At 67.3% G+C, this 25,663-nt stretch carries 27 protein-coding genes; 13 read left to right on the top strand and 14 right to left on the bottom strand.

The genetic code is table 11. From position 1 onward, the window contains the following. Nucleotides 1-2: 2 nt before the first annotated feature. Genes ACH438_RS35140 through ACH438_RS35130 form a run of 3 tightly spaced genes read right to left on the bottom strand, consistent with a single transcriptional unit; the run spans nt 3 to nt 3,156 of the window. Complete coding sequence (locus tag ACH438_RS35140; RefSeq protein ID WP_397013329.1) at nt 3-692, bottom strand: response regulator transcription factor; 690 nt, start codon at nt 690-692, stop codon at nt 3-5. Then, the gene (locus tag ACH438_RS35135; protein WP_397013326.1) at nt 689-1,930 is read right to left on the bottom strand and encodes a DUF1501 domain-containing protein; all 1,242 of its coding nucleotides are present in this window, start codon (nt 1,928-1,930) and stop codon (nt 689-691) included. Before ACH438_RS35135 ends, ACH438_RS35140 begins: the two co-directional genes overlap by 4 nt. Before the next feature lie 17 nt (nt 1,931-1,947). Next, nucleotides 1,948-3,156: a DUF1800 family protein gene (locus ACH438_RS35130; protein ID WP_397013323.1), complete on the bottom strand. Its 1,209-nt coding sequence runs from the start codon at nt 3,154-3,156 to the stop codon at nt 1,948-1,950. Between the two features lie 389 nt (nt 3,157-3,545). Between ACH438_RS35130 and ACH438_RS35125 the strand changes: the two genes are divergently transcribed. Then, nucleotides 3,546-4,121 carry a TetR/AcrR family transcriptional regulator gene (locus ACH438_RS35125; protein ID WP_397013320.1) on the top strand — a complete coding sequence of 192 codons (576 nt, stop codon included), beginning with the start codon at nt 3,546-3,548 and terminating at the stop codon, nt 4,119-4,121. A gap of 157 nt (nt 4,122-4,278) precedes the next feature. Here ACH438_RS35125 and ACH438_RS35120 read toward each other — a convergent pair whose 3' ends face one another. Further along, nucleotides 4,279-4,449, bottom strand: a complete 171-nt coding sequence (locus ACH438_RS35120; protein WP_397013318.1) for a hypothetical protein — start codon at nt 4,447-4,449, stop codon at nt 4,279-4,281. Nucleotides 4,450-4,489: 40 nt separating this feature from the next. Here ACH438_RS35120 and ACH438_RS35115 point away from each other — a divergent pair, with 40 nt between their 5' ends. Beyond that, complete coding sequence (locus tag ACH438_RS35115; protein ID WP_397013316.1) at nt 4,490-4,687, top strand: TetR-like C-terminal domain-containing protein; 198 nt, start codon at nt 4,490-4,492, stop codon at nt 4,685-4,687. Nucleotides 4,688-4,697: 10 nt separating this feature from the next. On the opposite strand, the gene bioD is transcribed toward ACH438_RS35115, so the two are convergent. Together bioD and ACH438_RS35105 are read right to left on the bottom strand one after the other, a co-directional pair. Further along, a complete protein-coding gene (gene bioD, locus ACH438_RS35110; protein WP_397013314.1) occupies nt 4,698-5,381 on the bottom strand; it encodes a dethiobiotin synthase in 684 nt (227 codons plus the stop codon). 37 nt (nt 5,382-5,418) lie between these two features. Beyond that, nucleotides 5,419-6,573 carry an 8-amino-7-oxononanoate synthase gene (locus tag ACH438_RS35105; protein WP_397013312.1) on the bottom strand — a complete coding sequence of 385 codons (1,155 nt, stop codon included), beginning with the start codon at nt 6,571-6,573 and terminating at the stop codon, nt 5,419-5,421. Between the two features lie 76 nt (nt 6,574-6,649). Here ACH438_RS35105 and ACH438_RS35100 point away from each other — a divergent pair, with 76 nt between their 5' ends. Beyond that, nucleotides 6,650-6,961, top strand: a complete 312-nt coding sequence (locus tag ACH438_RS35100) for a hypothetical protein (RefSeq protein WP_397013310.1) — start codon at nt 6,650-6,652, stop codon at nt 6,959-6,961. Between the two features lie 36 nt (nt 6,962-6,997). Here ACH438_RS35100 and ACH438_RS35095 read toward each other — a convergent pair whose 3' ends face one another. From ACH438_RS35095 to ACH438_RS35080, 4 genes are all read right to left on the bottom strand, one after another. Further along, nucleotides 6,998-7,843, bottom strand: coding sequence for an ABC transporter permease (locus ACH438_RS35095; protein ID WP_397013308.1), 846 nt, complete (start codon nt 7,841-7,843; stop codon nt 6,998-7,000). After that, complete coding sequence (locus ACH438_RS35090; RefSeq protein ID WP_397013306.1) at nt 7,803-8,639, bottom strand: ABC transporter ATP-binding protein; 837 nt, start codon at nt 8,637-8,639, stop codon at nt 7,803-7,805. Before ACH438_RS35090 ends, ACH438_RS35095 begins: the two co-directional genes overlap by 41 nt. Further along, nucleotides 8,636-9,133 carry a MarR family winged helix-turn-helix transcriptional regulator gene (locus tag ACH438_RS35085; protein WP_397013304.1) on the bottom strand — a complete coding sequence of 166 codons (498 nt, stop codon included), beginning with the start codon at nt 9,131-9,133 and terminating at the stop codon, nt 8,636-8,638. Before ACH438_RS35085 ends, ACH438_RS35090 begins: the two co-directional genes overlap by 4 nt. Nucleotides 9,134-9,207: 74 nt before the next feature. Beyond that, nucleotides 9,208-10,476: an adenosylmethionine--8-amino-7-oxononanoate transaminase gene (locus ACH438_RS35080; RefSeq protein WP_397013302.1), complete on the bottom strand. Its 1,269-nt coding sequence runs from the start codon at nt 10,474-10,476 to the stop codon at nt 9,208-9,210. Between the two features lie 109 nt (nt 10,477-10,585). Here ACH438_RS35080 and ACH438_RS35075 point away from each other — a divergent pair, with 109 nt between their 5' ends. The 3 genes from ACH438_RS35075 to treY are packed head-to-tail and all read left to right on the top strand — an operon-like array spanning nt 10,586 to nt 16,098. Then, nucleotides 10,586-11,527 carry a GNAT family N-acetyltransferase gene (locus tag ACH438_RS35075; RefSeq protein WP_397013300.1) on the top strand — a complete coding sequence of 314 codons (942 nt, stop codon included), beginning with the start codon at nt 10,586-10,588 and terminating at the stop codon, nt 11,525-11,527. 33 nt (nt 11,528-11,560) lie between these two features. Further along, nucleotides 11,561-13,678, top strand: a complete 2,118-nt coding sequence (gene glgX, locus ACH438_RS35070; protein ID WP_397013298.1) for a glycogen debranching protein GlgX — start codon at nt 11,561-11,563, stop codon at nt 13,676-13,678. 11 nt (nt 13,679-13,689) lie between these two features. Beyond that, the gene (gene treY / locus ACH438_RS35065) at nt 13,690-16,098 is read left to right on the top strand and encodes a malto-oligosyltrehalose synthase (RefSeq protein WP_397013850.1); all 2,409 of its coding nucleotides are present in this window, start codon (nt 13,690-13,692) and stop codon (nt 16,096-16,098) included. On the opposite strand, the gene ACH438_RS35060 is transcribed toward treY, so the two are convergent. Next, nucleotides 16,084-17,328: a DUF2235 domain-containing protein gene (locus ACH438_RS35060; protein ID WP_397013296.1), complete on the bottom strand. Its 1,245-nt coding sequence runs from the start codon at nt 17,326-17,328 to the stop codon at nt 16,084-16,086. The genes treY and ACH438_RS35060 overlap by 15 nt on opposite strands. Before the next feature lie 218 nt (nt 17,329-17,546). Between ACH438_RS35060 and ACH438_RS35055 the strand changes: the two genes are divergently transcribed. Continuing rightward, a complete protein-coding gene (locus ACH438_RS35055) occupies nt 17,547-18,242 on the top strand; it encodes a response regulator transcription factor (protein WP_397013294.1) in 696 nt (231 codons plus the stop codon). A gap of 61 nt (nt 18,243-18,303) precedes the next feature. Here ACH438_RS35055 and ACH438_RS35050 read toward each other — a convergent pair whose 3' ends face one another. Beyond that, complete coding sequence (locus ACH438_RS35050) at nt 18,304-18,681, bottom strand: VOC family protein (protein WP_397013292.1); 378 nt, start codon at nt 18,679-18,681, stop codon at nt 18,304-18,306. Nucleotides 18,682-18,810: 129 nt separating this feature from the next. Between ACH438_RS35050 and ACH438_RS35045 the strand changes: the two genes are divergently transcribed. Next, nucleotides 18,811-19,542 (top strand): TetR/AcrR family transcriptional regulator, encoded by a 732-nt coding sequence (locus ACH438_RS35045; RefSeq protein WP_397013290.1) that lies wholly within the window; start codon nt 18,811-18,813, stop codon nt 19,540-19,542. A gap of 8 nt (nt 19,543-19,550) precedes the next feature. On the opposite strand, the gene ACH438_RS35040 is transcribed toward ACH438_RS35045, so the two are convergent. Beyond that, nucleotides 19,551-20,036, bottom strand: coding sequence for a nitroreductase/quinone reductase family protein (locus tag ACH438_RS35040; protein WP_397013288.1), 486 nt, complete (start codon nt 20,034-20,036; stop codon nt 19,551-19,553). A gap of 95 nt (nt 20,037-20,131) precedes the next feature. Here ACH438_RS35040 and ACH438_RS35035 point away from each other — a divergent pair, with 95 nt between their 5' ends. Both ACH438_RS35035 and ACH438_RS35030 read left to right on the top strand, forming a co-directional pair. Then, nucleotides 20,132-20,275 carry a hypothetical protein gene (locus tag ACH438_RS35035; RefSeq protein ID WP_397013286.1) on the top strand — a complete coding sequence of 48 codons (144 nt, stop codon included), beginning with the start codon at nt 20,132-20,134 and terminating at the stop codon, nt 20,273-20,275. 9 nt (nt 20,276-20,284) lie between these two features. Next, nucleotides 20,285-20,941, top strand: coding sequence for a maleylpyruvate isomerase N-terminal domain-containing protein (locus ACH438_RS35030; RefSeq protein WP_397013284.1), 657 nt, complete (start codon nt 20,285-20,287; stop codon nt 20,939-20,941). 7 nt (nt 20,942-20,948) lie between these two features. Here ACH438_RS35030 and ACH438_RS35025 read toward each other — a convergent pair whose 3' ends face one another. Next, nucleotides 20,949-21,671 carry an SDR family oxidoreductase gene (locus tag ACH438_RS35025; protein ID WP_397013282.1) on the bottom strand — a complete coding sequence of 241 codons (723 nt, stop codon included), beginning with the start codon at nt 21,669-21,671 and terminating at the stop codon, nt 20,949-20,951. Nucleotides 21,672-21,794: 123 nt separating this feature from the next. On the opposite strand from ACH438_RS35025, the gene ACH438_RS35020 reads away from it, so the two are divergent. The 3 genes from ACH438_RS35020 to ACH438_RS35010 all read left to right on the top strand — a co-directional run bounded on the left by ACH438_RS35020 (nt 21,795) and on the right by ACH438_RS35010 (nt 25,142). Then, nucleotides 21,795-22,661: a helix-turn-helix transcriptional regulator gene (locus tag ACH438_RS35020; protein ID WP_397013280.1), complete on the top strand. Its 867-nt coding sequence runs from the start codon at nt 21,795-21,797 to the stop codon at nt 22,659-22,661. A 719-nt stretch (nt 22,662-23,380) separates the two neighbouring features. Then, nucleotides 23,381-24,292 carry a hypothetical protein gene (locus ACH438_RS35015; RefSeq protein WP_397013884.1) on the top strand — a complete coding sequence of 304 codons (912 nt, stop codon included), beginning with the start codon at nt 23,381-23,383 and terminating at the stop codon, nt 24,290-24,292. Nucleotides 24,293-24,638: 346 nt separating this feature from the next. Then, a complete protein-coding gene (locus ACH438_RS35010) occupies nt 24,639-25,142 on the top strand; it encodes a GrpB family protein (protein WP_397013278.1) in 504 nt (167 codons plus the stop codon). Nucleotides 25,143-25,663: the final 521 nt, after the last annotated feature.

Genomic DNA, 25,663 nt, shown 5'->3' with positions numbered 1-25,663 from the left:
GTCTAGGGGTTGATGGTGAAGCCGACGCCGCGGACGGTGTCGATCAGTGGTGGGTCGCCGAGTTTGCGGCGCAGCTGCGCGACGACCACATCGACGACATTGGAGGCGGGTTCGGCCATTTCGTCCCAGCAGCATTCGATGAGTTCGGCGCGGGAGACGACGGTGCCCGCACGGGCCGCGAGCAGTTCCAGGACGCCGAACTCCTTGGGGGTCAAGGTGAGCAGGGTGCCGGCGCGGTGCACGCGGCGGCGCGGGCGGTCCACCACCAGCGTGCCGAGCACGGTCCGGGTGGGGGCGGGGAGTTCCTGGCGACGGCACAGGGCGCTCACGCGGGCGGCGAGTTCGTCCATGGCGAACGGTTTGACCACATAGTCGTCGGCGCCGTGTGCGAAGCCGTCGAGGCGGTCGGCCAGGGCGTCGCGGGCGGTGAGGATGAGTACCGGGGTGCGCTGCCCGGATTCGCGCTGGGCGCGGACCAGGTCGAGACCGTCGCCGTCGGGCAGGCCGCGGTCGATGACCAGGCAGTCGTAGGTGTTGACCGCGATCTTCAGGTCGGCGTCCGCGTAGTCGCGGGCCAGGTCGACGGCGAAACCGGCCGCTCGCAAACCCGCGGCGATCTCGTCGCCGAGGTTTCCGTCGTCCTCACACACCAGCACCCGCACCCGCGCAATTACAGCATCTCCGGTGGTCATGCGGCCACGACACCCGGGATCGGGCGGGGTCGGCCGGGTAATACGTCGCCGGCGGGGATGCCGAACCAGCTCTCGGCGAGCGTCGCGTAAAACTCGGACATATCGACCGTGGCACGCAGGTTGTCGTCCGGATCGAGGTTGCGCAGCGACGGCAGTTCCCCGAAGACGCCCGGATTGGTCGGGCCGAGCAGCAGGGCGGTGCCGGCCGCGCCGTGATCGAGACCGTCGGAACCGTTGTCGGGCACGCGGCGGCCGAACTCGCTGTAGGCGGCGATGAGGACGCGGTCGGCGATGCCGCGGGCGGCCAGGTCGGTGCGCAAGGCCGCGAGGGAGGCGTCCAGATCGCTCATGAGCGCGCCGTAGCGGGTCGGATGCTTGCTGTGGGTGTCGAAGTCCGCGCCCATGGGCACGTGGACGATGCGCAGGCCGTGCTGATCGTCGGCGAGCAGGCGGGCGGCGAGGCGCAGCTGGACACCGAGATCACTGTCCGGGTAGCCGTCGGCGGCGGGGGTCAGTTTTGCCGCCACATCCGAGAAGCGCAGTGCCGCAGCGGTTCCCGAGCGCGCCACGGCGAAGGGGGCGGTGTCGGCGCGATCCGGGTGCGCCATGGCGCGTTGCGCCGCGAGCCAGGCGTCGCGGATGTTCTCGTCCTCGAAGACCGGGAACAGGCCGCCCGTATCGTGATCGACGGACAGTGTGGTGACGTGCGCGCAGGCCAGTGCCGGACTCGCGCCGGCGCCCAGCGCCACACCGACCGCGGGCGCGCTGGGATCGCCGAGGTGATCGCACAGGCGGCCCAGGAATCCGGTGTCAGGCCGGACGGTGCCCTCGGGATCGCCGGCCTGCCAGCGGTGCAGCATCTCGAAATGCGAGAGATCGGGTTTCGCGGTGCCGACCCCGGGCACCACCGAGACGCCCTGCGCCGCCAGCTGCCGCAAGGCCGGATGCAGTCCGAGATTGCCGTCGAGGCGATGCACCTTCTCCGCGGCGATCGCGGTGGCGCGCCGCAGGTCTCGATAACGCGAATCCGTGTACGGGACCGCCATCGACAATCCGTCACTGCCACCGGCCATTTCGATCACCAGCAGCCGCCGCTTGTCCGGCGCCGCGGCGCGCAGGGTGGCGGGCGGATGCGTGATATCCGAGGGCCCGAACACCCCGCACCCGGCCAGACCGCCGACCGCGGCCACCGCGCCCACACCGGCACCGGCGCGCAGCACTGTTCTTCTGTCGACCATGAGAATTCCTGTTCAGCTCACGCGAGGATGAATTCGGGTGCGGTGAGAACGAAGCCCAGCAACGCTGTCGCCGCCGACTTCGGGTCGCGGCGGAGGGCGAAGGCGAGATCTCTTGCCGCGGTGAGTGTCGCGGGTGTCGGGTCGTGGATGCCCGCCCGCGCGAACACCGCCGCGACGGGATCGGTGGCGCCCGCGATCTCCGGGATCACGGGTGCGCCCACCGCCAGCTGGGCGCGGGCGACGGCCGCTCCGGGATCCAGCCACCGCATGCCCGGTGGCCAGCCCGCCACATTCGGCGGATAGAACGGCGACTGGCCGAGGGCGGTCATGGTCTCGAAAGCCTTTGCGGTATCACTGATCCCGCAAACTCCCAGCGCGGCCACCACCCATTCGACCGGGTATCGCGGCCGGGCATAAACCGCCTGCCCGAACTCCCGACTCCGCAGTATCGCCTCGACCAGCGGCCGGATCTCCAGTCGCGCACCGGTGAACACCGCCGCCAGCTCCCCCACCCGCTGCTCCGAAGCCGGCTGCCCGACCAGGAACAGATGCAGCTTCGCCGCAATGAACCGAGCACATTCCGGCCGGTCGCACACCACGTCGACCACATCGTGCACGCCCGTCACCGACCGCCCGAGCAGCGTCACCGGCGCGGCATTCCCGCTCCCCGCATCGAATTCGACCTTCCCGCCGTCCCCCACACTCCACCCCGACATGGCCACCGCCGCCGCCCGCACATCCGCCTGGCTGTACGGCCCCCGCCCGATGGTGAACAACTCCATGAGCTCCCGCCCGTGATTCTCATTGGGCGCCTCCGCCTTGGCCCCGTCCCCATCCAGCCACTGCAGCATGGCCCCATCCACGGTGATGGCATGCGCAAGGTCCCGGAAGTTCCCCAGCGCATGCTCCCGCAAGATCAAATGCTGCCGCCACATGAGCTCCCACGTATCGACCTTGTCGTGACTCGACGTGAAATGCCCATGCCAAAACCAAACCAACTTCTCGTGCACCCCCGCCGCCGGATCGCCCATGAGCCGCAGCCAACGCGCAACCGGCCCCGCCGCCCCGGTATCCGAATCCTCATCGAACACAGGCGTTTCCGGCGTCAGCGCCGCCGCTCCCAGCACCGCGTCGACGGCCCCGCCGGCCAGCGCCTCGACCTGACCGGGAAACGGCCCGAAGGTGGTACGCCGCAAAACGTGCGCCACCGCCGCCAACTCCTCCATGCGGCAACAATCCCAAACTCCTCATGAGGAATTCATGAGCCGACCGTCCGGTGCCCCGCCCCACCGCCACTCCCCCGCCCAACCACCGCCCACCACCGAGTTAGGCAGTCCCCCAACAACTCCCGCACCCCCTACCCTGAAATCCCCCCAAGGCGGTGCCCCATGAAACATCTCCTCCTCTTCCTCTTCGCCCTCCTCGTCATCGTCTCCACCTTCACCTACGCCCACTCCTCAGACCACTACCCCTTGGTAGTCGTAGCCGGAGTAATAGCCGGCATCCTCCTACTGGAGCGCTCAACCAGATAGCCCCCCAGCGACGAGCTTCACACATAGCACTAACCGTTTGCTTTCGAGAATTGGTACTTATCCGTATTTGATAGCATTTGGGGATGACTGTGCCGCTTGGACGGCGTGAGCGCAAGAAGGCTGCTACGCGTCAGAACATTGCCGATACTGCGCTGCGGTTGTTTTTGGAGCGCGGGTTTGACGTGGTGGGGATTCGGGATGTGGCGGCTGAGGCGGATGTGGCTGTTACGACGTTGTTTTCGCATTTCGCTTCGAAAGAGGCGTTGGTGTTCGAGCAGGATGAGAACTTCGAGCAGCGCCTCGCCGCGGCGGTCACCGATCGTGCACCCGATGAACCGCTCATCCCCGCCTTGCGGCGCGAGATCCACGCCCTGGTGCAACATTGCAGCGGGGAAGGCACCGCACCGATCTGGCATCTGATCAACGAGACGCCGGCCTTGCGGGAGTACGAGGAGTCGATGCGCCTCCGGCACGCGGAGTCCCTTGCAACGGCCATCGCCGCCGCACCGGACCTGACACAGACCCTTATGACTTGCCGGGCGATCTCGAGATTCGTGATCGACGCCTTCTCGCTGGCTCGCGCAGCCGCTGATCCGGAAGCCGCACTGGACGAGATCTTTCCGATGATCGAGGCCGCTTGGGGGGCCGCGAGTCGCTGAGGGTTTCCGGTGGGGATGCGGTGTAGGGGTGCGGGAAGATCCGCGGCCACGGGATACCGCTCGTACACGGTGGCGTCCATGCCACCTTTGCGCAGGGCCAGCGCGATCACTGATCCGGCGACACCCCCGCCGATCACCAATGCCGTTGCCGCCTTGCTCATTTCGCACTCCCATCCGTGGCGCCGAAGAAGCGGCGCAGCTCGGGCACGACCGCCGCCGGATTGCCGCCCTCATTGGTCTGGCTACGATCGGCGGGCGAGCCGTGATCGAGCCCTTGCAGCACCACGCTGCGATGGTGCGGAAGCGTCCGGTCCAGCGCCGCACTCAAACGCGAGCTGTACGCACGCCGCTACGAAGAGGCCCGGGCCATGATCCACGCCGCGATCGCCCACGGGCAGCTACCCGCCGACACCGACGTCCGCGAACTCGTGGGCCTGGTCACCGCACCCATCTACTACCGGCTGCTGGTCACCGGGGAACCGATAGACCGAGCCGTCGCCGACCGTGCCACGACCAACGCCCTGATCGCCGTCCGCGCCGGTGGCTGCCGACTCCCCGCCGAATAGCCGGTGCGGGTTACGCGCGCAGGTACTCGGCTGCCCACTCGGGCGTGAACCAGGTCCCGGCAGCGGCCGTGAAATCGGCCGGGGCCCAGGAACCTGCGCCCGCCGGGAGCGTGCCGACGATCTCGGTGCCGGTGACAGCGGGCAGGTCGGTGCGGTTGCATTCGGAGGCGAGATCGGGCTCGGCAGGCCAGGAGCCGATGACCAGACCGGCACAGCGGACACCCGCGGAATGCAGGGCGCGAGTGGTCAGTTCGGTGTGGTTGAGAGTGCCCAGACCGGGTGCGGTCACGAGAAGAACCGGAGCATCGAGCTTCTGAGCCAGGTCGAGGAGGGTGAACTCCCCCATCCGGACTAGCAACCCTCCCGCCCCCTCCACCAGCGTGAGGTCCGCATCCGCGCAGGATTCGATGCCCGCGGCGGTTTCGGCGAGAGTGAGCAACGGGTGGCCGGAGCGGCGAGCCGCCGTATCGGGAGCCAGCGGATCGGGGTACCGAGCAAGTTCCAACGTGCGAGTCACACCGGACAGCCGCTCGATCACCGCCAGATCCCCGGGTTCCCCTGGGGCCACACCGGTTTGCGCCGGCTTGCACACGGCCACCTCGGCCCCCGCGGCCCGCGCCGTGGCGGCGAGCGCGGCGGTCACGATGGTCTTGCCGACATCGGTGGAGGTGCCGGTGATGAACAGAATGCTCACTGGGTTGTCACTTCCCGATCGAAAGGATGGACGGTGATTACGCCGAGACCTGCCGGCGGGCCCGCGCTTCGGCGAGCACCTCACCGAGAACGGTTGCGATGGTGGCCAGTTCGGCCTCGGTGAGATTGGCCCGCGCGGTCAGCCGCAGGCGAGAGGTGCCCTCCGGCACCGACGGCGGCCGGAAGCAGCCGACGCTCAAACCACGGGCGATACACGCCTGCGCCGCGTCGTAGGCGATCTGCGCCTCCCCCAGCACCACCGAGACCACCGCCGAATCCGGCTGCGGCACACCGGCGATCCGAGCCAGATCGGCGGCCCGGTCCAGCACCCACCCAGCCATTCCCGGATCGTTGCGGAGAATGCGCAGGGCCGCCAGGGCCGCGCCCACGGCGGCGGGCGCCAGCCCGGTATCGAAGATGAAGGTGCGCGCCGAGTCGATGAGGTGCGCCCGGATGCGCGCACTGGCCAGCACCGCACCGCCCTGCGCGGCAAGCGCTTTGGACAGCGTCGCGGTGATCACCAGATCCGGTTCACCGGCCAGCCCGACCTCGTGCACCAAACCGCGCCCGCCCGCACCGCGCACACCGATGCCGTGCGCCTCGTCGACGAGCAGCACCGCACCGTTCGCCCTTGTCACGCGGTGCAGTTCGGCCAGCGGCGCGAGGTCACCGTCGGCGCTGAACACGGAATCGGTGATCACCAGCGCCCGTTCCTCGGTGCGCCCCGCCAGCAGCCGATCCACGGCGACGGGATCCTGATGCGGCGCGATCTCGACCCGGGCGCGCGAGAGCCGGCAGGCGTCCACCAGCGACGCGTGGCTGCCCGCATCCGAAACCACCAGTGCCCCACGCCCGGCCAGCGCCGTCACCGCGCCGAGGTTGGCGGCGTATCCGGAGGCGAAGACCAAACCGGCTTCCGCGCCGACGAATTCGGCGAGTTCGGTCTCCAGTTGTTCATGCTCGGTGGTGGTGCCGGTGACCAAGCGGGAACCGGTCGCGCCCGCACCCCATTTGCGGACCGCTTCGACAGCCCCCTCGACAACCTCGGGGTGGCGTACCAGTCCGAGGTAGTCGTTGGACGCCAGGTCGATGGTCGCGGCCTCGGGGGCACGCGCCCGCAGTTCGCGGCGCAGGCCGGCGTCCACGCGCTCGGCGGCCCGCTCGTCCAGCCAGCTCAACGGATCGACAGTCACAGCTCGTGAGCATACTTGAACGCCGTTCAGGTGACCATGGCCGGACTATGCTGGGTGTTGCGAAGGAGGCTGCACGATGCCACGTTGGGCAATAGTGGTCGAGCAGACGGCCGGCTTCGGCGACAGCAAAACCTGGTCCCCGAAGGTCCTCACCGAGGTCGTGGGCACCCGCGAACAAGCCCTCGCCAAGGTGCCCGACCTTGTCTCGAAGTTCATTCCCGATCATCCGAAGTTGATCAGCCGCCGCACCATCCTGCGCGACGGCGACACCTACATGTTGATCGCGCGCGGCTGGTCGGACAGTTATCACTGTGTATTCAAGGTCTGGGAGATCCTCTCGGACAGCGACAATCCGGACAAAGTCCGCGAAAAACGGGTCAGTCGCTGAGCCCCGCGTGCGCTGCGATCCTCCGCGCACCAGGATTCAGCGCACCAGCCGGCCCAGCAGCGCGGACGCGGTGGCGACGCCGAGCGCCGCCGCGCCCGTCAGCACCCCGAAATCGAGCCAGAGATTCGCGGGCGTCCCGATCATCAGGCCGCGCAGCGCATCCACCTCGTAGCTGAGCGGATTCACATGGCTGACCACCTGCAGCCAGCCCGGCATCAGGCTCACCGGATACAGCGCGTTCGACGCGAAGAACAACGGCATGGTGATGGCCTGACCGATACCCATCAGCCGATCGCGCGCCTGCACCAGCCCGGCGATGGTCATCGACAGGCACGCGAAGAACGCGGTCCCGAGGAACACCGCGGGCACGGTCAACAGGATGCGCAGCGGATTGTCGGTCAGCCCGACGCCCATCAGCAGCGCCACGATGAAGATCACCACGATCTGCGCGATCGCCCGCACCCCCGCCGCGAAACACTTCCCGGCGATCAAGGCCGCCCGCGGCGTCGGCGTCACCAGCAGTTTGGTCAGAATCCCCGCATCGCGATCCCAGATGATCTGAATGCCATAGAAGATCGCGATGAACAACGCCGACTGCGCGATGATGCCCGGCGCCAGGAAATCCAGGTACTTGACATTCCCGGTGGGCAGCGCGCGAATCCGCGAGAAGGTGGTCCCGAAGATCACCATCCACAGCACGGGTTGTATTGCGCGCGTGAGGACTTCGGTCTGATCGTGGCGCAGCTTCTGGATCTCCACCAGCGCGAAGGTCCCGATCCGCGAGAACAGCCGGGGCAACCGCGCCCAGCCGCGCGGGGCCAGGACCGGCGTGAACTCGGTATCAGCCCATGCGCCGGGCCGACCGGCGAGTGCTTCGGACATTGCGCAGATTCCCTTCGGTCGAATCTTCGAGCTCACCGCCCGCGAGATGCCGGAACACATCCTCGAGGGTGGCGGAGGGGCCGATGCCCGCCTTCAGTTCGGCGGGCGATCCGGTAGCGCGCAGCACGCCCTTGTGCAGCAAGGCGATCCGATCGCACAACGCATCGGCCTCCTCCATGTAGTGCGTCGTCAGCAGCACCGTGGTGCCGTACTCCGCACGCAGATCGGCGACCCGCTCCCAGACGCTGTCGCGCGCAATGGGATCCAGGCCCACCGTGGGCTCGTCGAGCACCAGCAGCGCGGGCCGATTGACCAGGGCCTGCGCCAGTTCGAGGCGGCGGATCATGCCGCCGGAGTAGCCACCCGCAAGCCGGTCGGCCACGTCGAGCAGGTTCATGGCGGCCATCGCCTCGTTCACCCGCTCGTCGCGTTCCCGCCGCGGCACATCGAACAGCCGCGCGAACCAGGCCACGTTCTGCCGCCCGGTCAACCCGGCCTCGATCGAAAGCTGTTGCGGCACATAGCCGAGGTTGTAGCGGACATCGACGGCGCGGGTGGTGACGTTCAGGCCGAACACCGTGACCGACCCCTGCTGGATCGGCGCGAGCGTGGTGATCAGCTTGATGGTGGTCGATTTGCCCGCGCCGTTCGGGCCGAGCAGGCCGAACACCTCGCCGCGCTCGATGCTCAGGGTGAGGTCGTCGACGACGACATTGTCGCCGTAGCGGTGCGTGAGGCCGGCGCATTCGACCGCGTAGTGCGGCGCGGTCTCGAAGGCCGGTTGTGCATTGCTCATCGGGCGGCTCCGCTGTGCTCGTCTTCGTGTAGCAGGTCGGTCAGCCGCGCCATGACCCGCAGGCCCGCACGCAGATCCGCGCGTTCGGCGTCGGTGAGCTGATCGAAGGCGCCGGCGACCAGCGCGATCCGCTGCCGGCGGGTCTCGTCGGCAATGCGCTGGGCATCGGGGGTCAGGGACAGCCGCATGGTGCGGCGGTCCTGCGGATCGGGTTCGCGCAGCACCAGACCGGTCTTCACCAGTTCGGTGACCAGGGTGGAGACGCTGTTGGCGGCCGAACCCAGTTCGGCCGCGGCCTCTTTCACCGAGATCCCGGGCCGCCGCCCGATCAGCCGGAGGAACTCCGACTGCGCCCCCGACAGCCCCGGCTCGTCGAACGACCGTCCGGCCAGCCGCGCCACCTGCCGCCGCAAGCGGCCCATCGAGCTGAACAACAGGGTGAACAGTTCGGCGTGGGCCTCATCGAATGCGGCTGGGCGGCGTGGATCTCGCACGTGCTCCACAATACCTCTGATTCAGAGGTATTTCGAGAGGGTTCCGCTCGAACCGAGCGGAACAGTCGAAGAGGTCAGACCGAGGCCGCGGCAACCATGGCCGCGGTAATGCCGCGCACATCGGCGCTGCTGCTGATGAACGGCGGCATGCAATAGATCAGATTCCGGAAGGGCCGCAGCCACACACCGGATTCCACTGCGGCATGGGTGGTCTTGCGCATATCCACCGGATGATCCAGCTCGATGACACCGATCGCACCGAACACCCGGACATCGGCCACACCCGGGATCGCACGCGCGGGCGCGAGACCCTCGTTCAGTTCGAATTCGATGCGGCGCACTTCCCCCTGCCAATCCCGCGACAGCAGTAGCTCGATCGACGCCACCGCCACCGCGCAGGCGAGCGGATTGCCCATGAAGGTCGGCCCGTGCATGAGGCCGCCGTGCTCGCGGCTGATGGTCTCCGCGATCTCCGGCGTGCACAGCGCCGCGGCCAGGGTGAGGTAGCCACCGGTCAGCGCCTTGCCCACGCACATGACATCCGGCCGCACCCCGGCATGCTCGGCCGCGAAAAGCCTTCCGGTGCGGCCGAATCCGGTGGCGATCTCGTCGAACACCAGCAGCACGTCGTGTTCGTCGCAGATCCGTCGCAGCGCGGCCAGGTAGCGCGGATCGTGGAAACGCATGCCGCCCGCGCCCTGCACGACCGGCTCGACGATGACCGCCGCGAGTTCGCCCGCGTGCCGGGCGATCAACCGCTCGAGCTCCGAAACGTACTCGGGCTCGTAGTCTTTCGGCGGTGCGGGCGCGAAGATCTGCTCGGCGAGGATGTCGGTCCACAGCGCGTGCATGCCGCCCTCGGGATCGCACACGCTCATCGGCGTGAACGTGTCCCCGTGGTATCCGCCGCGCCAGGTGAGCAGCCGATGCTTGCGCGGCCGTCCTATCGCGCGCTGGTACTGCAGGCACATCTTCACCGCGACCTCCACCGACACCGATCCGGAGTCGCAGAGGAAGACCTTGTCCAGCCCGGCGGGCGTCAGCTCGACCAGCAATTGCGACAACCGCACCGCCGGTTCGTGGGTGAGCCCGCCGAACATCACGTGACTCATCCGCTGCGCCTGCGCCACCAGCGCCGCGTCCAGCACCGGGTGCCGATACCCGTGCACCGCCGCCCACCACGAACTCATGCCGTCGATCAGCTCACGTCCGTCGGCCAGCGTGAGCCGGGTGCCGGCCGCCGAGGCGACGATCAGCGGTTCGGTGGTCGCGGGGAATCCGCCGTAGGGATGCCACACGTGGGCGGCGTCGAGGGCGGTGATCTCATGCGGTGTCAGTGCCACGATTCGTCCTTCGAACGGCAGGCTTGAACAGCGTTCAAGTTACCACGAACACGGGCGCGATCGACCGCCCGGAGGTAATCTTTGACTCAGTCAAAGGATTGGAGTCATTGTGACGATAAGCCTGGCCGCGGCGGCCGTCGACGATCGGCAGATCTCCGCCGTGCGAGCCTTCAACCGGCACTACACCCGCATCATCGGCGTGCTCGGCGAGGGCCTGGTGAGCACCGAATACTCGCTGACCGAGGCGCGGATCCTGTTCGAACTGGCCAATTTCGGGGCCGCCGAGGTGGTCTCGCTGCGCCGCACCCTGGACCTGGACGCCGGGTACCTCAGCCGCATCCTGACCCGCTTCGAGGACAAGGGACTCGTCGCCCGCAAACGCTCCGACACCGACGGGCGCCGGCAGGTCGTCGAACTGACCGAGGCCGGCCGGACCCTGTTCGGCGAACTCGACGGGCTGTCCCAACGCGATATCGAGAGCCTCCTGGAACCCCACTCCCCCGCCACCCGCAGCCGATTGCTCGAGGCCATGGCCACCATCGAACGCATCCTGGACACCCCCGCCGACCCGCCCGCCGTCACCCTGCGCGAACCCCGCCCCGGCGACCACGGCTGGATCATCCAGCGCAATGCCGTGCTCTACCACCGGGAATTCGGCTGGAACGGCGAATACGAGCAGCTGGTGGCCCGCATCGTCGCCGACTTCCTGAATTCCCATGACCCGCAACGGGAACGCACCTGGATCGCCGAATACGACGGCATCTCCGTGGGCAGCGTCATGTGCGTGGCCGAGAACGACACCACCGCCCGCCTGCGCCTGCTGCTGGTGGAACCCTCGGCCCGCGGGCTCGGTGTCGGCAGCGCACTCGTCGACGAATGCCTGCGGTTCGCGAAGGCCGCCGGATACACCGAGATGGTGCTGTGGACCAATGACGTCCTGGCCTCCGCCCGGCACATCTACCAGCGCGCGGGATTCACACTGGCCGAATCGAATCCGCACCACAGCTTCGGCGCCGACCTGGTCGGCCAGACCTGGCGGCGGGCACTCTGATCGACCGACATTCCGGACCGATAGGGTCTGGACATGGCTCCCGCGAACCCGACCACCACACCACCGGGTGTATGGCCGGGAACGGCATACCCGCTGGGCGCCACCTACGACGGAGCCGGCACCAATTTCTCGCTGTTCTCCGAGGTGGCCCGGCGCGTGGAACTGTGCCTGCTGGACGCCGGCGACCACGAGACCCGCATCCCGCTCGACGAGGTCGACGGCTATATGTGGCACGCCTACCTGCCCGGCATCGAGCCCGGGCAGCGGTACGGGTTCCGGGTGCACGGCAAATTCCAGCCGGAACTGGGCCTGCGCTGCGATCCGAGCAAACTGCTGCTCGATCCCTACGGCAAGGCCTTCGCCGGTGACTACGGGGCCTCCGCGGCACCCTACAACTACGGGCAGAACACGCTCGGGCACACCATGGCCGGAGTGGTCATCAACCCGTTCTTCGACTGGGCCGACGACCGCGCGCCGCGCCAGCCCTACCACCGGACGGTCATCTACGAGGCACACGTCAAAGGCATGACCATCACGCACCCGGAGGTGCCGCCGGAATTGCGCGGCACCTTCGCGGGCATGGCGCATCCGGCCATCGTGGAACACCTGCTGCGGCTCGGGATCACGGCGGTCGAACTCATGCCCGTGCACCAATTCCTGCACGATCGGATGCTGCTCGATCGGGGACTGCGGAACTATTGGGGCTACAACAGTTTCGGCTACTTCGCACCGCACCGGGAATACGCCTCCAGCACGGCGCCCGGCGCGGCCGTCACCGAATTCAAGGCCATGGTGCGCGCCTTTCACGCGGCGGGCATCGAGGTGATCCTGGACGTGGTCTACAACCACACCGCCGAGGGCAATGAATTCGGGCCCACGCTCTCGTTCCGAGGCATCGACAATGCCGCGTATTACCGTCTGGTGGACGATGATCCGCAGCATTACATGGACTACACCGGCACCGGCAACAGCTTCAACATGCGGCATCCGCACGCCCTGCAACTGATCATGGATTCGCTGCGCTACTGGGTGCTGGACATGCACGTGGACGGCTTCCGCTTCGATCTGGCCGCCACCCTCGCCCGCGAACTGCACGATGTCGACCGGCTCTCCACCTTCTTCGATCTGGTGCACCAGGATCCGGTGGTGAGCCAGGTGAAACTCATCGCCGAACCCTGGGATGTCGGCGAGGGCGGTTATCAGGTCGGCAATTTCCCGGCCGCCTGGACCGAATGGAACGGGAAATACCGTGACACCGTGCGGGATTACTGGCGCGGGCAACCCGCGACATTGGGCGAATTCGCGTCCCGGCTCACCGGCTCGTCCGATCTGTACGAGGTCACCGGCCGCCGCCCCAGCGCCAGCATCAACTTCGTCACCGCGCACGACGGCTTCACCCTCGCGGACCTGGTCTCCTACAACGACAAACACAATGACGCCAACGGCGAGGGCAATCACGACGGCGAAACCTACAATCGCTCCTGGAACTGCGGCATCGAAGGCCCGACCGAGGATCCGGAGATACTCGCCCTGCGCGCCAGGCAATCCCGCAATCTGCTCGCCACCCTCATGCTCTCGCAGGGCACGCCCATGCTGCTGCACGGCGACGAACTGGGCCGCACCCAGCGCGGCAACAACAATGCCTACTGCCAGGATTCCGCCCTGTCCTGGATGGACTGGTCGCAGCTGCGCACCCACGCCGATCTGCTCGAATTCACCCGCCGCGCAGTCGCTCTGCGCGCCGCGCACCCGGTCTTCCGGCGGCGGCGGTTCTTCGACGGCCGCCCTGCGCCCGGGCAGGATCATCCCCTCGACATCGCCTGGTTCACCCCCGACGGCGCGGCCATGACCGACGCCGACTGGGAAACCGGGTTCGGCCGCTCCCTCGCGGTGTTCCTGAACGGCGACGGCATCCGCGAACCCGGCCCGCGCGGTGAGCACATCGGCGACGACTCGTTCCTGCTGTGCTTCAACGCACACGATCAGACGCTGCCGTTCGTCCTCCCCGATTCCGGCTACGGGAATGCCTGGTCGGTGGAGCTCGACTGCTCCACACCGACCGGTGCGCCCGCCGACACCGCCACCCGCCCCGCCGCCGCGCGCGTGGAAGTCCCCGCACGCTGCCTACTCGTGCTCCGTCGTACGGCATGATCGATACCGCCATGACCGTCTCGATCGAACACCACACCGGCCCCATAGCCCGGCAGACGCCCGTGCGCAGCACCTACCGACTGCAGCTGCGACCCGACGCGCTCACCTTCGCCGACGCCCGCGCCATCGCGGAATACCTGCAGCAACTGGGGATTTCGCACCTGTACCTGTCACCGGTGCTGACCGCCGCCCGCGGCTCCACGCACGGCTACGACATCATCGACCCGACCACCGTGTCGGCGGCCCTGGGCGGGCCCGGCGGGCTCAAGGCCCTCTCCGATGAAGTACGCAGCCGCGGCATGGGACTCATCGTGGACATCGTCCCCAACCACGTGAGCGTCGCCGACCCGCGGCAGAACCCGTGGTGGTGGGATGTGCTGCGGAACGGCAAGGAATCGCAGTACGCCAAGTTCTTCGATATCGACTGGAGTCCCGGCAACGGCGCGGGCGGGCGCATCGCGCTGCCGGTGCTCGCCGGCGAGAACGATCCCGCCGCCCTCAGCGTGGACCGCACCGGCCCCGAACCCATGCTGGCACTGCACGATCTGCGCTTCCCCATCGCACCCGGCACCGAGGGCGACAACGCGCTGCGCATCCACGACAAACAGCACTACCGCCTGGTCAACTGGAAATCCGGGCTGTGCGGCTACCGGCGCTACTTCACCGTCGGCGGGCTCGCCGCGTTGCGGCAGGAGGACCCCGCGGTCTTCGAGGCCACCCACCGCGAACTCGCCGCCTGGTGCGAACACGACCTCATCGACGGTGTGCGCGTGGACCATCCGGACGGGCTCACCCGGCCCGCCGAATACCTGCAGCGACTGCGCAAGCTCATCGGGCCGCGGCGGCTGCTGCTGGTGGAGAAGGTGCTGTCCAACCGCGAACCGCTCGACGCTACCCTGCCCATCGACGGCACCACCGGTTACGACGCGCTCGCGGACCTCGGTGGCGTGCTCATCGATCCGGACGGGGAGAAGCAGCTCACCGAACTCTCGCGCCAGTTCACCGGGCACGGCAGCGACCGCGCCTGGTTCGCCGAGAACGAGCACCGCATCAAACGCGCCGTCGCCGAGACCATGCTGGTGCCCGAGGTGCGGCGGCTGGTGGCCGCCGTCAAACGCGATGCCCGCGCCGACGCCTTCGACACCATGGCGCTCACCAACGCCACCATCGAAGTGCTGTCCTTCATGCCGGTGTACCGCACCGACTACGCGCCCCTCGCGGGCATGATCGGCGCGGTCGTCGCCGAAGTGGCAAGGCGCAACAGCGAACTCACCGCGCCATTGCAGGTGCTGGTGACCGCCCTGTCGGTGAACGGCGAGGCCACCACGCGCTTCCATCAGGTGGGCGGGGCCATCACCGCGAAGGCCGTGGAGGACACCATGTTCTACCGTGCCGCGCGGCTGGTGTCGCTGCAGGAGATGGGTGCGGACCCGGCGCGTTTCGGGCGCTCGCTCATCGAATTCCATCTCGCCAATGCCGCGCGGGCGGTGCGCTGGCCGGCCACCATGACCACCCTGTCCACCCACGACACCAAGCGCGGCGAGGATGTGCGCGCCCGCATCGGCATGCTCTCGCAGGTTCCCGACATCTGGGCGCGCGGGGTCAGCGCGTGGAACGAGATCGCACCCGGACCCGACGGGGCGACCACACTGTTCCTGCTGCAGAACATGTTCGGCGTCTGGCCCGCCGACGGGCGCACCGCCGCGGCAGTGCCCGGCTTCCGGGAACGCATCCACCGGTTCGCGGAGAAGGCGGTGCGCGAGGCCGGCACCCAATCCTCCTGGGAGGAACCGGATACCGAGTTCGAGACGGCCGTGCACCGCTGGATCGATGCGGTCATCGACGGACCGGTCGGCGCGGAACTCGGGGAGTTCGTCACCGATCTGGCCTCGCACGCCTGGTCGGATTCGCTCGCTCAGAAGCTGCTGCAACTGTGCGGGCCCGGGGTCCCGGACATCTACCAGGGTTGCGAGCTGTGGGAGGACGCCCTCGTCGATCCGGACAACCGGCGGCCCGTCGACTTCACCCACCGCACGCTGCTGCTGCAATCACTCACCGGCACACCGGAGCTCGACCCGACCGGCGCGGTGAAGATGTGGATCGTGGCCTATGCGCTGTGGCTGCGGCGCGAACGCCCGGACTGCTTCGTGGGCGGCACCTACACGCCGCTCTTCGCGTCCGGTGATCACGCCAACCACCTCATCTCCTACGCGCGCGGGCGCGTCGGCGAGAGCCCGGAAGTGATCGTCGCCGCCACCCGCCACAGCATCCGGCTCGACGAAGCCGGCGGCTGGGCGGACACGGTTCTCGATCTGCCGCAAGGACATTGGACCGACCGGCTCACCGGGCACACCTTCTCCGGCCGTGCCCGGCTGGAGAAACTGTTCGCCCGGCTGCCGGTCGCGCTACTGGTGCGCTGACACGCCGGTCGTGACGGGCAGCTCACCGGAATCGACCGGGCGGGTGCCGGTTCCGGGCAGGTGGGTGCCGGTCCGCGTCGCACCGGTCGGTGCGGGCGGCGGCACGGTCACCGGTGTCTCCGTCGGCTCGATGAGCTCGGCGGGGACCGGGCCCGGGTGGTCGTCCGCCCACCGGCGCAGGTTGGCCGGGCGGTAACCGGCGCGATTCTGGACCGTGGCCGCCAGGTAGCTGTCCTGGTCCTGCGGTTGCAATATCTTGCGCCACGAATCCCAGTAGAACCGCATGCTGCGCGGGCTGCGGAGCATGCGCAGGAAGTTCAGGACGCGGTAGGCCGTGCTCAACGAATTGTGCAGGTCCACCGAATCGCGGGGGCAGGTACTCAGCAGGGCGGCCAGGCGATCGTGGTCGAAGGCCAGACCCTCGGCCTCGGCTTCGGCGATCATCCAGCGCAGGGTGATATCGGACAGGCCGCAATCGGCGTAGCCGCCGCCGACATCGCTGTGCACGCCCTCGAACCAGACCTGTTTCACCCGATCGGGGCGGTCGTAGAGTTGCTGCTCACCGGCCGGAACCTCCCACAGGCAGGGGGCGAAGACCCGGCGGCGTTCGTCCATGGCCAGCGCCTGACGGGCGCACAGCACGATGCGGGACAGGTTCACGTCGTGGAAACGGTGCCGGCGGGCGGTGAGGCCCGGGACGCCCATGGCGCCGACGGTGTCGAAGACGCCCAGGAAGTTGATGGTCACCGGATCGGGATAGCTGTTCTGCCTGCGGAATTCGGCCCATTCCGGCGGGTCCGGGGCATCCGGATGCGGTTTGGGGGTGCGGTAGATCCGCAGCGCCTCCGGGTATTTGCCGTCGATCATGGCCCGGTAGGTCAGGATGCCGAGGCGGTTGATCATTCCGGACAGGCTGCGGGCGGTGTACGCGCCACGGCTGAATCCGAAGATGTAGATCTCGTCGCCGGGTTCCCAGTTGAGGGCGAGCTGCCAGTAGGCGGCCGCCAGATTGGCTTCCAGGCCGAGGCCGAAGGCCCCGCCCAGTACGCGGTCCGCGGTGAAGCCCAGGGTGCCGGGACCCGAGACGTAGTAGATGCGCTGCCCGACCGAGTTCCCCGCCTTGTCTGCCCCGGTCAGGCAGACCGTCTGCGCGATCTTCACGATGTTCGACACTGTCGTGCTGGATTCGGCCTTCCAAGTGCCGTCGCAGCACACCACCAGCCTTTTCATGAACGTCACCCTCCCATTAATGACCGTTCGGTTTCATGGGTAGCGGACTACTCGAATTGTCCCCCTGTGCCACCCACTACGCGTGTCATCGCGCGGCACGCGCATGTCCGTTAACCGCCGACCCGGATCCGTGCATTTTTCGTACGGAACGTTAACGCGGGCCGGTCGCTCATCGATCGCTCACGATTCGTTCACGATCGCTGTGGCACGGTGGAGTCATGCCCGACGACGACAGCAGCTCCCGTGACATCTGGGTCCTGGTGTGCGAGGACGACGAGGCGCTGGGCAAGCGGGTGGCCGACGGGCTGCGCGACGCCGGATTCACCGTGCATCTCACCCGCAGTCTCGCGCAGGCGCGCGAACAGACCGGCGCCCACGACTACGACTGCCTCGTCCTCGACCGCGGACTGCCCGACGGCGACGGACTGGAACTGGTGCGGCGGCAACGGGAATCGGGGCAGTCCACCCCGGTGCTCATCATGACCGCGCGCGACAACCCCCGCGATCGCGCGGAAGGCTACGCGGGCGGCGTGAACGACTACCTGACCAAACCGTTCTCACTACGCGAACTCGCCACGCGCGTACGGACACTCTGCGGCACGCGGGCGCGCGCGCACGGCCCGGTCATCACCATCGGCGATCTCGTGGTGGACCGCCTGCGGCGCCGCGTGCAGCGCAGCGGCATTCTGCTCACGCTGACCGGGCGCGAATTCTGCGCCCTGGAACTGCTCGCCGCGCACGCGGGCAGCGTCGTGACGCCCGCCGAATTCGCCGTCTACTGCGACGATTCCGGCGGCATCGACGACGTCATCACCCGCGTGGACCGGAAACTCGGCGACCCCAGCATGATCCACGCCTCACCGGCGGGCTACCTGCTGCACACCGGCGAGCTCAGCGGCTCGCGTGCCGGATGAGGCCGGCGACCACGTCTGCGGCGACGCTCGTGCGGATGGTGGAATTCTGCTGTGCCCCCGGCTATTCATCCACCTGAGTCACGTAGAAGCGGTTGCCGTCCGGGTCCGCGAAGCTGAACATCAACGGCGCGCTCTCCCAATCCAGCAGTTCTCCGACCGTGCAGCCGAGCTCACCGATCGCCGCGTGTGCGGCGCGGGCGTCCGTGGTGGCCAACCGAATTCCGGTGTCGATGCCGGACGGCAGGTCGGGGCGCGCCTGCACCAGGGACAGGGTCGTCTCCGCCCCCGCCATACCCAGCTCCAGCCACCGGAACCCCGGCTGCAGCTCGGCATCGAACCGCGTCTCCAGCCCGAGCTGTTCGTACAACGCCTTACTACGATCCTGGTCGGCCACGGGCACGGCAATGGTGATCACGGCGGTACAAATCGTCTTCGTCATAAGAGAGCAGACGTCGCCGCCCCGCGAAACTCATCGGCGCAGGGCCTGTCGTCCGACGAACCCCGTTCGCTGAACGCAAACTAAGTTCCGATTATCGAACTATGTTCGCCCGAAGGTAAACTCGACCGCATGCCAGTGGATCCGAAGCAGCGCCGCGCCGCCCGGCACGCCCAACCGGTCGATGCCGCAGTGCCGACGGCCCGCCGGAAAGCGCCGATCACCGTCGACCGCATCACCGACGCCGCCCTCGAGGTCGTCGCCACCCAGGGCTACGACGCCCTGACCATGCGCAGCGTCGCCGCCGTCCTCGACACCGGCCCCGCCTCCCTCTACGCCCACGTCGTCAACAAGGCCGACATCGACGAACTGATCATCGGCCGCCTCTGCGCCCAACTGGTTCTCCCCCACCCCGATCCGGCAACCTGGCGCGAACAAATCCGCGACGTCTGCACCCAGATCCGCGACCAATACCTCCAATACCCCGGCATCTCCCGAGCCGCCCTGGCCATGGTCTCCACCAACCTCGACGTCATGCGAGTCAGCGAAGGCATGCTCAGCATCCTGCTGGCCGGCGCCGTCGACCCCCAAACAGCAGCCTGGGCAATCGACTCCCTCTACCTCTACGTCAGCGCCTACGCCCTCGAGCACTCCCTAGTCACCCAACGCCAAGCCAAAGCCGGCGACGACTGGATCCTCAGCCGCCAAGACCTCATAACCCGCTTCACCGCCCTCCCCGAAGACCGCTTCCCCCAAACCAAACGCTACGCAGCCGAACTAACCTCCGGCACCGCCCACGCCCGCTTCGACTTCACCCTCACCCTCCTCATCGACAACCTCCCCCACACCCACACGCGGCCATAACGGTCGCCTCAGTCACGCAAGGCCAGGCGGATGAGGGGGTATTCGCGGGTGGTTTTGTGCTGGAACTTTTCGTAGCGGGGTTGGGCGGCGACGATGAGCTGCCACGCCCGGGCTCGGTCGGCGCCTTCGAGGAGGTGAGGGGTTACCGGGCGGGTTTCGTTGGTGGGGAGTTCTATTGCGGCGGAGTTGGGGTGGGCCATGAGGTTGAGGTACCAGTCGGGGTGGGCGTGCTGGTCGAAGCCGAAGGCGCCGGAGGCGACTATCAGGCGGGTGCTGCCGTCCTCGAACCAGGTGATCGGGGATTGACGGGGGGCGCCGGTGCGGCGGCCTGCGGTGTGGAGGATCAGTTGGTTCATGCCCATGGTGGTGCCGACGCCGCGGCGGATGCGGGAGGTGGTGCGGGCGTTCATTTTTCGCATGAACCAGCGTGAGATGGCTTTGGGCTTGGCGGTTTTGCGGGATTCCTGGGGGATGAGGTGCTTGTTCGAGGTCATGAACCTACGGTAGGCAGGAGGCGGTGACCTGGGCTTCTTGATTCCTGATCGGTTTGCGGGGGCTGGAGTACGGGGGCCAGGGTGTCGATCAAGTGGTGAGCGATGAAGCGGTCGGTGCAGTCCTGATGGACGCCTTCACCGACGCAGTCGGCCCCGCCATCGAAGTCCCCGCCGAAGGCGACACCGTCTTGGTTCAACTTGCGGCCCTTCCCGATTGCGAACCGGTCGCCGCCGGATAGGTTAGGGGTGTGGATCTCTTCGCACGGTCTTGGGCAGCATTGCGGTCGGCGGTCGCCGAACTTCCGAACGAGGACTTCGCACTGCCCTCCGGGTGTACCGGATGGCTGGTGCGGGATCTCGTGTGCCACTTGATCATCGACGCGCAGGACGTACTGATCACGCTGGTGACACCGGTCGAGAAGGAACCGACCCGCGATGCCGTGACCTACTGGAACGTCACCGAGACGGCCCCCACCGGCGACGATCAGCTCGATGCGCTCATCGTGCGACTGGCCACCGCCTACCGGGATCCGCAATTGCTGAAGTTCCATCTCGACGATGTCGGTTCCGCGGCCGGACGGGCGGCCGCGCTCGCCGATCCGGCGGTGCGAGTCGGGACGCGGGACGAAATCCTCACCGTCGGTGACTATCTCGGCGCCTACGTCCTGGAATGGACCTTGCACCATCTGGACCTGATCGCACAGCTACCGGAGGCGGAGGATCCGCCCGCGGAGAGCATGGCCCGCACCCGGGAAATGCTGGAAGAGATTGTCGGGGAGCAGTTTCCGGATTCGTTCTCGGACAAGGACGTACTGCTGGTCGCCACCGGCCGGCGCGCGCCGACCGCGGCGGAGCAGGCCGTACTGGACGACCTGCCCGCACCGTTCCCGCTCTACCTCGGCTGACCGATCGCTATGCGCGAGCGAGCCATTGGCGTTCCACCTCCGGGTAGATGAGCTCGAGGTCGTCCGGCAGGGCGGCCTTCATCGCGCGGGTGGCCTCGTCGTAGAGGACTTCCTCACGACCGGTCTCGACCGCATCGAGGATGCCGGCCGCGACCGCGCGCGGGTCGTGTTTGGGAACATCGAAACCGGCGGCCAGCTCGGTGTCGATGAAACCCGAATGGGCGGAGACCACCAGCGTCTGCTGCGGACGGAGTTCCACGCGCAAACCGTTGGTCATGGACCACAGTGCGGCCTTGGTCGCACAGAAGGAACCCATGGAGCCATTGTTGAAGAAGGACACGATCGACCCCATATTGACCAGCGCCCCACCACCATTGCGGGCCAGCACGGGCGCGAAGGCCCGGCACATGGACAGCGTGCCGAAGTAGTTGGTCTCCATCTCGAGTCGCGCGGCGCCCAAGGTGGGTGTGGCGACCAGCGGGCTCCGGGTCGCGCAGGCGGCATTGTTGATCAGCAGCGCCACCTCACCACAGCGGGCCGCCACGGCCGCGACCTGCTCGGGATCGGTGATATCGAGGCGGACCGGAATCACGCCCGGTTCGGTGACATCCTCCGGCTTGCGGGCGCCCGCGTACACAGTGGCGCCTCGCTCCAGGAGGACGCGGGTGAAGGCGCGGCCCAATCCCCGGTTGGCGCCGGTGACCAGCGCCGTGACACCCTCGATTCGCATGGGTTTCTCCTTCGTGAGTGGTATTGACGCTCTTCAGCTTCGATGCCGCCGGATTGCCGTGGGGAGAGCCTGATGACACTGGTACTACGAACACCAGGAGTGCCCGGATCTACCAGGAGTGCCATGACACGCACCGCGCGCCGCTCGGAACTGGCGGACTTCCTGCGCAGCAGACGCAAGCGGGTCACCCCCGCCCAGGCGGGCCTGCCGCCCGGCCCGAACCGCCGCACCCCCGGCCTGCGCCGCGAGGAGGTCGCACTGCTGTCCGGCGTGGGCATCACCTGGTACACGTGGCTGGAGCAGGGCCGGCCGATCAATGTGAGCGGTCAGGTCCTCGACGCCGTCGCGCGCACCCTGCGGCTGGACGATATCGAGCGCGCCCACCTGTACCGACTGGCCGATGTCCCGCAACTGGTCGAGACGCCGGCCGTCACCGACGCCCCGGCCGTCGAACCCGAAGTACAGCGCGTACTGGATCAACTAGCGCCCTACCCGGCCTGCGTCCTCAACACCCGCTACGACGTGCTGGCCTGGAACGCGCCCTACGCCGTCATGTGGAGCCGCACCCTCGACGCCCCACCCGCCGAACGAAACGTACTGTGGCAGGCCTTCCTGATTCCCTTGTGCTGCACGCCTTTCGGCGCCGACCGGGAAGCCGAACTGGCCGATATGGTGGCCACCTTCCGCGCCGGATACGCCCGGCACCTACAGGATCCGGAGTGGACGGCCCTCATCGATCGCCTGTCCTCGGCCAGTCCGGAATTCGCCGCCATGTGGTCGTTCCACGATGTGGCCGCCCCGGTCAATCGGATCAAGGTGTACCGGCATGCCTCGGCGGGCGATATCGCGGTCTCGGTCACCGCGTTCGGCCTACTCGGCGATCCGGAAACCCGCATGGTCGTCTACACCCCCGCCACGGACGAAGACCTGAAGCGCGTGGAGTGGCTACTCGCCCACCCCGAAGCGCCCCAGGCCGACCACGCGCACTGACCGGACCAAACAGCGTTTTGAACGGCCACAGCGCACGCTTCTGTCAGCAGGGCCAGCATCGAGAATCTGTGGCGGCAAACCGGATCAGTCCGCGGCCGATCGAGACCTGCGGCAGCGGCCGAAATGTGGCGTTACCGCGACCACCAGGCGGGTATGCGAGGGTTGACCGCAAACCTGCCTGGTGTCGGCAGGTAGACGTCTTGCGTGGCGCCCTCGATAGGGCAGGGCTCGCCACGAAAGCCGAAACATCCTGCATTGCCGATGACCGAGTGGCACCTGAGCGTCAAAATCCGGACCAAATCTCACACCGAGGTGCCACTCGAACACGCTTCCGCCCAGCGCGAACGACGAGAAATACACCGCCGCGGCCGATTCCGGCAATTCCCCTCAGCAGCGTACTGATAATCTTTCCCGAACCTCTATACGATCGGTCCAAATCCTGCACTGCCGCGGACCGCGCCGATCGAACCGGCTAACGCGGCACTCCGGAAGACCAACGGGCCGAGATCATCTCAGACGCCGGCGGTGTCCGGCATTGCCGACTATCGTGCGACGGCACGTGCCGGGCGTGGAAGTCGGGCCTGGCGGCCGGACTCGAAGCGTTGGGTAGGTCGATACCGATGCAGATTTTGCCGTTTGTCTGCCAGTGCACCGCGCCGACGTCACACTGTTACCGGGGAATCCGTCCCTCAATGACCAACGGCCACAGGAGGATTCGAATGACAGATCCGCGACCCCAAACCAACGGTCCCACACCGGAGACAATCGCTCCGCAGGAGGACACCCCGGCAACGACGACCGTCAGGGTCCTCTCGATCGACCATGAAGCTCGGTGGGTAACCGTCCTCTCGGGCCTGAAGAAGTCCGTGGCACTCCTACCGCTGGAGCAGTTCATCAACGATGCAGGTGAACTGACCATCAACGTCGGCGACGAAGTCCAAGTCGCTCTGGACTCGGTGTCCGCCGCAAACGTGGCCCGCAATCAGTTGCTGTATGCCATCGGCAGGGAGGCTGCGAACGTCGCCGAGTCTCAATCGGGTAACGCGTCAGGGGCATTGGTAGAACTTGCCCGCGCCTACGTCTCGACAAAGGCGGGAGATATCGCGGCGCTAATTGGCATGAAGGATGTCACCATTGGCGAGACTCTCTGCGACGCAGCTGAGCCGATAATTCTCGTACGTGTAGCGTCGACCACGGCAGAGGATGCGAATACATCCAGCGTGGAGGGCGCGGAGGGTGAACCGCTGGCCCAGGCTAAGCCCTCTGCTGCAACCGTGGCCCGCGATCAGTTGTTGTACGCCATTGGTGGGGAAGCAGTGAATGTCGCTGGGGCCCAGCCGGGTAATGCGTCTGCGGCATTGGTAGAGCTTGCCCGCGCCTACGCCTTAACCCGCGAGACTTGGGCACCCGTGACGAGGCCGCCGAGTCAAGATAGGCCGCCACTGACGTTGACCTACATCGACGGCGTTCCCCTGCTCACGGTGGTCAAAGAGCATCAGGTTCCGCTACGCGTCGAGATCGTGGATGCGGCAACGAACACGTCCCGCTTTTTTGCTATCGACAAGAACTGGACCGACGCCCTGATTGACCAAACGCTGTCAGTCGCGAACCACCAGCGTTCCGGAGATTGACCCCGCCGTTCGACGACGAGGGCTACCACCGGCTGCCAGACGTCTCCGGCAGCCGGTTTGTCTCGTTTACCGGCGGGGTCGGGGCCAGAGACCGTACTGAAATCTGCAAGAGCGCGCGTTGAGTTGTTAGGTGCCCGAGGCATGTAGGCCGCGTGGCGGTCGAGGTTGGTACGGGCCGCGGTCGTAGCGCATGATGGTGCGCGGGTCGGCATGACGGGCGGTGATCTGGACGTCCGAAAATGCCGCGACCCGTGCGGATCGAATCGGCCATGCGGCGGCTGGACAGCTACACCGCACTCTCGATGTCGTATCGTGTTTGGCCGAGGCATGGGAGGGTGCGCTGCGCATGAACAATCGAGTGGAGATCGCCGAGTACGATCCGCAGTGGCCCCTCACCTTCGAGGAGATCGCCGGCGAGATCGCCACTGTTCTCGGATCACTCGCGCAGCGCATCGAACACGTAGGAAGCACCGCGGTGCCGGGTCTGGCAGCCAAACCAATTATCGACATCGACGTGGTCATCGAGTCCTGGGACCTTCTCCCTGCGGTCACCGACGCCTTGCGGCCACAGGGCTACCAGCACGTGGGAAACCAGGGCATCGCCCAGCGGGAAGCATTCACCACACCGCCCGACCGCCCGGCCCACCATCTCTACGTCTGCGCGACCGACAGTCGCGAACTCGACCGCCACCTCACCTTCCGCAACGCGCTGCGCAACCATCCCGACCTCGCCCGCGTCTACGCGCAACTGAAGAAGACCAACGCTCACCGGTTCGGCGCTGACCGCGTCGCGTACACCGAAGCCAAATCCATGTTCGTCGAGGACGTGCTCACTCGGACCCGCGTCTGAACCCGCCGTTTACGAACACCGGCGACCGGAGCCGCAGGCATACGCACGCTATTGCCGCTGGTCGCGCTAACCGAACCGGCCAGCGCTGGCGGGCCGAAGATCAACGGACTGAGCCGATCTGAGGCAGGGCGGCACGTCCTGCGCTGGCAGCCGAATGCCGAGTGGCACATGACGGTCGCAAACGCCGAGAGAGAACAGCCCTGATGTGCCACTCGACGGCGTCCACCCCATGCACGAGACGACGAGAAGCGCACTGTCGCACCAGATTCCGGCAAATCCCCTCAGTCGTGTGCTGTTGATCTATCCCTGAACTTCGACGCAACGGGCGAACGCACTCATCTGCCGCTGACCGCGCTGACCGAACCGGCCGGCGCGATCGAGGCGAAGATCAACGAGCCGAGCCGGGGCCGGCGGAACGTACTGCACTGCCGATTTCAGGATGTCCGAGGTGGCAGGCGACCGGACACTGCTGCCGAGGACTCGCGACGTACTCGTGCAGGTGGTGTGCTGTTCACTTGGCG

This window comes from Nocardia sp. NPDC020380, from assembly GCF_044386975.1.
Classification (GTDB): Bacteria; Actinomycetota; Actinomycetes; order Mycobacteriales; family Mycobacteriaceae; genus Nocardia.
Note: the sequence above shows the minus strand (reverse complement) of the source record. Positions and strands in the feature narration are given on the sequence as shown.

What these genes read in the sequence shown, in the direction of transcription:
- ACH438_RS35140 (WP_397013329.1), bottom strand. Translation starts at nt 692, where the DNA reads ATGACCACCGGAGATGCTGTAATTGCGCGGGTGCGGGTGCTGGTGTGT.
- treY (WP_397013850.1), top strand. Translation starts at nt 13,690, where the DNA reads ATGACCGTCTCGATCGAACACCACACCGGCCCCATAGCCCGGCAGACG.
- ACH438_RS35060 (WP_397013296.1), bottom strand. Translation starts at nt 17,328, where the DNA reads ATGAAAAGGCTGGTGGTGTGCTGCGACGGCACTTGGAAGGCCGAATCC.
- ACH438_RS35025 (WP_397013282.1), bottom strand. Translation starts at nt 21,671, where the DNA reads ATGCGAATCGAGGGTGTCACGGCGCTGGTCACCGGCGCCAACCGGGGA.
- ACH438_RS35130 (WP_397013323.1), bottom strand. Translation starts at nt 3,156, where the DNA reads ATGGAGGAGTTGGCGGCGGTGGCGCACGTTTTGCGGCGTACCACCTTC.
- ACH438_RS35125 (WP_397013320.1), top strand. Translation starts at nt 3,546, where the DNA reads ATGACTGTGCCGCTTGGACGGCGTGAGCGCAAGAAGGCTGCTACGCGT.
- ACH438_RS35115 (WP_397013316.1), top strand. Translation starts at nt 4,490, where the DNA reads ATGATCCACGCCGCGATCGCCCACGGGCAGCTACCCGCCGACACCGAC.
- ACH438_RS35015 (WP_397013884.1), top strand. Translation starts at nt 23,381, where the DNA reads ATGACAGATCCGCGACCCCAAACCAACGGTCCCACACCGGAGACAATC.
- ACH438_RS35100 (WP_397013310.1), top strand. Translation starts at nt 6,650, where the DNA reads ATGCCACGTTGGGCAATAGTGGTCGAGCAGACGGCCGGCTTCGGCGAC.
- ACH438_RS35090 (WP_397013306.1), bottom strand. Translation starts at nt 8,639, where the DNA reads ATGAGCAATGCACAACCGGCCTTCGAGACCGCGCCGCACTACGCGGTC.
- ACH438_RS35135 (WP_397013326.1), bottom strand. Translation starts at nt 1,930, where the DNA reads ATGGTCGACAGAAGAACAGTGCTGCGCGCCGGTGCCGGTGTGGGCGCG.
- ACH438_RS35095 (WP_397013308.1), bottom strand. Translation starts at nt 7,843, where the DNA reads ATGTCCGAAGCACTCGCCGGTCGGCCCGGCGCATGGGCTGATACCGAG.
- ACH438_RS35040 (WP_397013288.1), bottom strand. Translation starts at nt 20,036, where the DNA reads ATGACCTCGAACAAGCACCTCATCCCCCAGGAATCCCGCAAAACCGCC.
- ACH438_RS35050 (WP_397013292.1), bottom strand. Translation starts at nt 18,681, where the DNA reads ATGACGAAGACGATTTGTACCGCCGTGATCACCATTGCCGTGCCCGTG.
- ACH438_RS35045 (WP_397013290.1), top strand. Translation starts at nt 18,811, where the DNA reads ATGCCAGTGGATCCGAAGCAGCGCCGCGCCGCCCGGCACGCCCAACCG.
- glgX (WP_397013298.1), top strand. Translation starts at nt 11,561, where the DNA reads ATGGCTCCCGCGAACCCGACCACCACACCACCGGGTGTATGGCCGGGA.
- ACH438_RS35010 (WP_397013278.1), top strand. Translation starts at nt 24,639, where the DNA reads ATGAACAATCGAGTGGAGATCGCCGAGTACGATCCGCAGTGGCCCCTC.
- ACH438_RS35020 (WP_397013280.1), top strand. Translation starts at nt 21,795, where the DNA reads ATGACACGCACCGCGCGCCGCTCGGAACTGGCGGACTTCCTGCGCAGC.
- ACH438_RS35055 (WP_397013294.1), top strand. Translation starts at nt 17,547, where the DNA reads ATGCCCGACGACGACAGCAGCTCCCGTGACATCTGGGTCCTGGTGTGC.